Annotated in this window: 5 protein-coding genes; 3 read left to right on the top strand and 2 right to left on the bottom strand. The window is 67.9% G+C overall.

What is annotated here, in order from left to right:
• Positions 1-382, top strand: a 382-nt coding sequence (locus ABTZ43_RS16995; RefSeq protein ID WP_350539623.1) for a DUF1349 domain-containing protein, incomplete at its 5' end; no start/stop codon positions are given.
• Between the two features lie 203 nt (positions 383-585).
• On the opposite strand, the gene ABTZ43_RS16990 is transcribed toward ABTZ43_RS16995, so the two are convergent.
• Both ABTZ43_RS16990 and ABTZ43_RS16985 read right to left on the bottom strand, forming a co-directional pair.
• Positions 586-1,953 carry an APC family permease gene (locus tag ABTZ43_RS16990; protein ID WP_314096830.1) on the bottom strand — a complete coding sequence of 456 codons (1,368 nt, stop codon included), beginning with the start codon at positions 1,951-1,953 and terminating at the stop codon, positions 586-588.
• A 16-nt stretch (positions 1,954-1,969) separates the two neighbouring features.
• Positions 1,970-3,568 carry an amidohydrolase gene (locus tag ABTZ43_RS16985; protein WP_314096833.1) on the bottom strand — a complete coding sequence of 533 codons (1,599 nt, stop codon included), beginning with the start codon at positions 3,566-3,568 and terminating at the stop codon, positions 1,970-1,972.
• Between the two features lie 422 nt (positions 3,569-3,990).
• On the opposite strand from ABTZ43_RS16985, the gene ABTZ43_RS16980 reads away from it, so the two are divergent.
• Together ABTZ43_RS16980 and ABTZ43_RS16975 are read left to right on the top strand one after the other, a co-directional pair.
• A complete protein-coding gene (locus ABTZ43_RS16980) occupies positions 3,991-4,677 on the top strand; it encodes a TetR/AcrR family transcriptional regulator (protein ID WP_350539622.1) in 687 nt (228 codons plus the stop codon).
• A gap of 54 nt (positions 4,678-4,731) precedes the next feature.
• Positions 4,732-5,017: ArsR/SmtB family transcription factor (locus ABTZ43_RS16975; protein WP_350539621.1), on the top strand; the 286-nt coding region annotated here is incomplete at its 3' end.

Raw genomic sequence — 5,017 nt, 5'->3', positions numbered from 1 at the left:
TCGAGCGACGTTCGACGCGGGGGTTCTGCTCGCGTGGGTCGACGACACCAATTGGGCGAAGCTGTGCTTCGAGCGTTCTCCGGCAGGAGAGGTGATGATCGTGTCGGTCGTCACGAAAGGGACGTCGGATGACGCCAACGGGTTCCTCGTGAATGCTCCCACGGCACGGCTCCGCATCTCACGGGTAGGAAACGTTCTGGCTTTCCACGCGCACGACAGGGGCGAATGGCGTTTCGTCCGTGCGTTCACCTTGCCGGGAGCAGCGACCGAGCTGTCGGTGGGTTTCGAAGTGCAGAGCCCGACCGGAGACGGATGCACAGCCTCCTTCGCCGACATCGCTTTCGAACGTCGAACCCTCAGCGACCTGCGCAACGGCGAGTGACCCCCGCCGGCGAGCCGCGGGACTGACGTACGACACGAGGACCTCCCTGGATCGAGTGGGTGTGATGCCCACATCGACCACGGAGGTCCTCGTGCTGTCCCCTCCCGCCACGCTGCTCACTTCCCCGGGGAAGAGCACCCGGTGAGTGAGGACAGAGGAAGGCTCGACCCTGCATCGGGCCGAGCCTTCTTCTCCCTCGCGACTCAGGCGATCACGCGCACGCCGGAGTCGGCATCGGTGTCGGTCTCGTCGAACTCGACCTCCGGCGGCCGGCGCCGGAAGCCGCGGGTGATGACGGCGAGCCAGACGATTCCCAGGGCGACCCAGATCAGCCCGACGACGAGCGCCAGGCCCGAGAGGCTGAGCCAGAGCCACGCGGTGAGCAGGAACCCCAGAGCCGGCAGCACACCGAAGCGGAGCACAGCCGCACCGCCGCGGCGGCGTTCGTCGATGAGAAAGTGCTTGATGACGGCGAGATTCACGAGCGAGAAGGCGGCGAGCGCGCCGAAGCTGATGAGCGAGGCGACGGTGTTCAGATCGGCCACGAGGGCTGCCAGCGACACGACGCCGACGAACACCGCGGCACCGATCGGCGTCTGCCACCGCGTGCTGAGCGTCCCGAACAGCCGGCGCGGCAGCACGCCGTCGCGACCCATCGCGAACAGGATGCGGGCGACGGAGGCCTGCGAGGCGAGTGCCGCGGCGAAGCAGCCTGCGATGTAGGCGATGAGGAAGAAGATCTCCAGCCATTTCCCGGCGGCGACCTCCATGATCTGGTTCGCCGCCGCGTCGGGGTTCTCGATGTCGGCGACGGAGGGGATGACGAGCGTGGACACGTAGGCGATGATCGTGAAGATGAGCCCGCCGAGGATCGTCGTGAGGATGATCGCTCTCGGCACCGTGCGACCCGGATCACGCGCCTCCTCCGACATCGTCGAGATGGCGTCGAAACCGAGGAACGAGAGCGCGAGGATCGCCCCGCCCGCCAGCAGACCCTGGAAGCTGAGTCCGGCGTCGTAGAGCGGCTGCAGCAGAGAGACCGTGGGGTTCTGCACCGCATAGCCGATCGCGCAGACCACGAAGACCGCGGCGAAGATGAGCTGCATCCCGACGAGAACGAGGTTCGCGTTGCGCACGACCTTGATGCCGATCACGTTGAGCACGGTGATGACGAGGATGGCGACCAGCGCGAAGATCCACGGCGGTATGCCCGGCAGCTGCGCGTTGAGGTAGATGCCGATCAGCACGTAGTTGATGAGCGGGAGCAGCAGGTAGTCGAGCATGAGCGCCCAGCCGGTCAGGAAGCCGACGTGGCCGCCGAACGCCTTGCGGGCGTAGGTGTAGGCGCTGCCCGCGCGAGGGAACGCGGGTACGAGTGCGGCGTAGCTGAAGGCGGTGAAGAGCATCGCGACGAGGGTCACGAGATACGCGGTCGGAACGTGGCCGTTCGTGGTGACGGCGACCAGGCCGTAGGTGGTGAACACGGCCAAGGGCACCATATAGGCGAGGCCGAAGATGACGAGGGAGGGAACTCCCATCACCCGCTTGAGCGAGGTGTCGGTGGAGGTCATGGCAATCCTGTTCGGGTCAGCGTACGGCGACGACGGGGGCCGTCGCCGTGAAGGTGCGGATGCCGCGTCGCCACGTGCCGCGGACGCGGACGTCGGCGATGGCGGCGGGCTCGATCGAGCGGATGTCGTCGGTGAGCCAGACGAGGTCGGCGGGCATCCCGGGGCGGAGAGCTCCGCGGCGGTCCTGATCGCCGCCCTGCCACGCGACGCCGCTTGTGGCGGCGTCGATGGCTTCGTCCACGGTGAGTCGCTCCTGCGGCTGCCACCCTCCGGAGGGGTGGCCGCTCACATCCTGACGGGTGATCGCGGTACGGATACCAGCGAGCATGTCGGGGGCGGCGACGGGCCAGTCACTGCCGAAGCTGAGGCGTGCACCGGCTTTGTGAGCGGAGTGCATGCGGTACTGCAGTTCCCGCTGCGGGCCGAGGCGGGGCAGCGTGAGATCGGTCATGACGGCGTCTTCGAGCGCCCACTGGGGCTGGAAGCAGATCGTCACGTCGAGGGCGGCCAGGCGCGGCAGGTCTGCCGGGTCGATGACCTGCGCGTGCGCGATCGTGAGGCGTCGGCCGCGGCGGAGGCTCTCGTGGATGCCTTCCGCGGCGTCGAGGGCGGCGCGCATGGCGGCGTCGCCGATGGCGTGCAGGTGTACGTCGAATCCGGCGGCGTCGCACGCCGCGACGGCGTCGACGAGCCGCTCGGGCGACCAGTTGGGCAGGCCGTGGGTACGGGCGTCGTGGTAGCACTCGATCAGATGCGCCGTGTGATTCTCGAGAATGCCGTCGACGAAGAATTTCACCGTGCGGCACGTCAGCCCCGGGGTGCCGTCGATCTCACCGGCGACGCGGCGCAGTTCGTCGAGCTGCGCGGGCCAGCGGATCGGGTCGGCGCGCAGAGCGATGTCGGCGTCGACGACGAGCCTGCCGGAGGCTGCGGCCGCGCGCCAGGCGGGGACGTCCTCGATCTCGCACCAGGCCTCCTGCACCCAGGTCACCCCGTGTGCCGCGAGGTGCTCGCCCGCCCACGTCAGAGCGTCGACATCGGCGGCGATCGTGGGCTGCGGCGCATGGTCGAGCACGAGGTCGATCGCCGGGCGCTCTATGAGGGTGCCCAGGGGCGAGCCGTCGGCGCGTCGTGCGATGCGACCCAGCTCCGGGTCCGGGGTCGTCGCATCGACCCCGGCAGCGCGGAGTGCGGCGCTGTTGACCCAGGCGGTGTGGTAGTCCCAGGCGTGGAGCACGACGGGCCGTTCGACCGCGTCGAGCCAGCGGGCGTCGAACATCCCGCCCTCGACGATCGTGGCGTCGTAACTGCCGCCGACGAGCCACGACGCATCCGACACGGCGGCCCACGCCTGCACGCGGGCGACGACCGCCTCGACGGTCGTGGCGTCTCGCAGCTCCGGACCCACGCGTTCGCGCCCGGCCAGCAGCGGATGAGCGTGGCCCTCGCCGAAGGCGGGCAGCAGGAGTCCGCCCTCGAGATCGACGTACTCGGCATCGTCGGGCACAGCGCTGCCGTAGGGGGCGATGACACCGTCGATGACGATGAGCTGATCGGCGTCCGGCGATGAGCCGTCGACACGGATGGCGCCGTCACGGAACACAGTGACAGTCATGGGAACCTCCTGCTGCCCTCTCGGGCGGTTTCTTGCGGTCAGAACTGGCGCGCTCTGCGCCAGCGGGGTGTCGGCGGTCGGGCTGGACGAGAAAGGTTGTGACTCGACGGGCATGATGGGCAAGAGCGTCAGCGGCGGTGCGTGTGGTGGGGTCCGAGCGGGGTGTGACGTCGTCATCGACATCCTCCGAGATCCAACAAATGAACGAGATTCATTTGTTGAAGCTCGATAGTAGACCCCATCAGGAGCGGGCACAATAGGAACTTTTTGGCGGATTACGGGCGCGTTACATGCATGTTTCCGACTCACTCACGCCGTAGATATCGGATGTAAAATGAATTAAATTCATTTACTTTCGATGACGACATCCGTTCCCCATCGAGCGACCGCGGGGAGCGGGCGGAGAGTACGATGAAGCTTCCATGACTCCCGAAGCTGCGCGCGAGAGACGAGTACCCCCGCGCCCCGCCCGACGCGCGGGTCGCCCCGTCACGCCTCTCATCACCGCCGACAGCATCGCAGAGGCCGCCATCGAGATGCTCGATGATGACGGCGATTTCACGATGACGCAGCTCGCGCGCCACTTGGGCGTCGGCGCGTCGGCACTCTACAACCATGTCACCGGCAAGGAGGAAGTGCTCGCTCGCGTCCGTGAGCTGGTCAGCGATCGGATCGACGTCAAGATCTTCGACTCGACTCCCTTCTTCGACGCGCTGCGGGTCTGGGCGCGGTCGTACCGTGATGCCTTCGCGCGCCACCCCGCGACGATCGCGGTCTTCGCGACCACAGCGCTGGACGGCGCCGGTCGAACGACAGAGATGTACGAGCGGGTGGTCGGCGCCTTCCTGAGCGCGGGCTGGCCGGAGGAAGACGTGATGACAGCACTCGTGGCGCTGGAGGACTTCATTCTCGGCGCTTCCTTGGACGCCGTCGCCCCCGACGACATGTTCGAGCTTCGCAGCCCCGACGATGCGCCCACCTTGAGCCGCGTCACCGCTGCGAGCCGGCGCTCGGTGCGGGGAGACGGCGCTGCCCTGGCGTCGTTCGAGGCAGGCCTTGACGCGATGCTGACAGGCCTGCAAGCGCGCCTGGCGCGCCTCAGCAGCTGAGGAGCACGCGGATACACGATCCGCTGAGTTCAGTATTTTGTGTACAGTTGGCGTGTGACGCTGACCGCCTCCCCCACCCACACCGCCGCCGTGGCTCGCCTCGGGCATGCCCTCTCTGATCCGACGAGGGCGGCGATCCTCCTGGCGCTCCGCGAGACTCCGGCCTACCCCTCCGATCTCGCCGACGAGCTCGGAGTCAGCCGCCAGCTCCTCTCGAATCATCTGGCGTGCCTGCGCGGATGCGGTCTCGTGGAGGGGATCCCCGACGGACGCCGCAGCCGCTATCAGCTCGCCGACCGGCACCTCGCCCCGGCACTGGACGAGCTGATGCGCGTGATGC

It is taken from the genome of Microbacterium sp. NPDC097977 (assembly GCF_040302605.1).
Lineage (GTDB): Bacteria > Actinomycetota > Actinomycetes > Actinomycetales > Microbacteriaceae > Microbacterium.
The sequence above is the reverse complement of the archived record's forward strand: the minus strand, read 5'-3'. Positions and strand labels throughout refer to the sequence as shown.

Bases quoted from the DNA above. Each gene is read 5' to 3' on its own strand.
- ABTZ43_RS16980 (WP_350539622.1), top strand. From the start codon at position 3,991: ATGACTCCCGAAGCTGCGCGCGAGAGACGAGTACCCCCGCGCCCCGCC.
- ABTZ43_RS16990 (WP_314096830.1), bottom strand. From the start codon at position 1,953: ATGACCTCCACCGACACCTCGCTCAAGCGGGTGATGGGAGTTCCCTCC.
- ABTZ43_RS16985 (WP_314096833.1), bottom strand. From the start codon at position 3,568: ATGACTGTCACTGTGTTCCGTGACGGCGCCATCCGTGTCGACGGCTCA.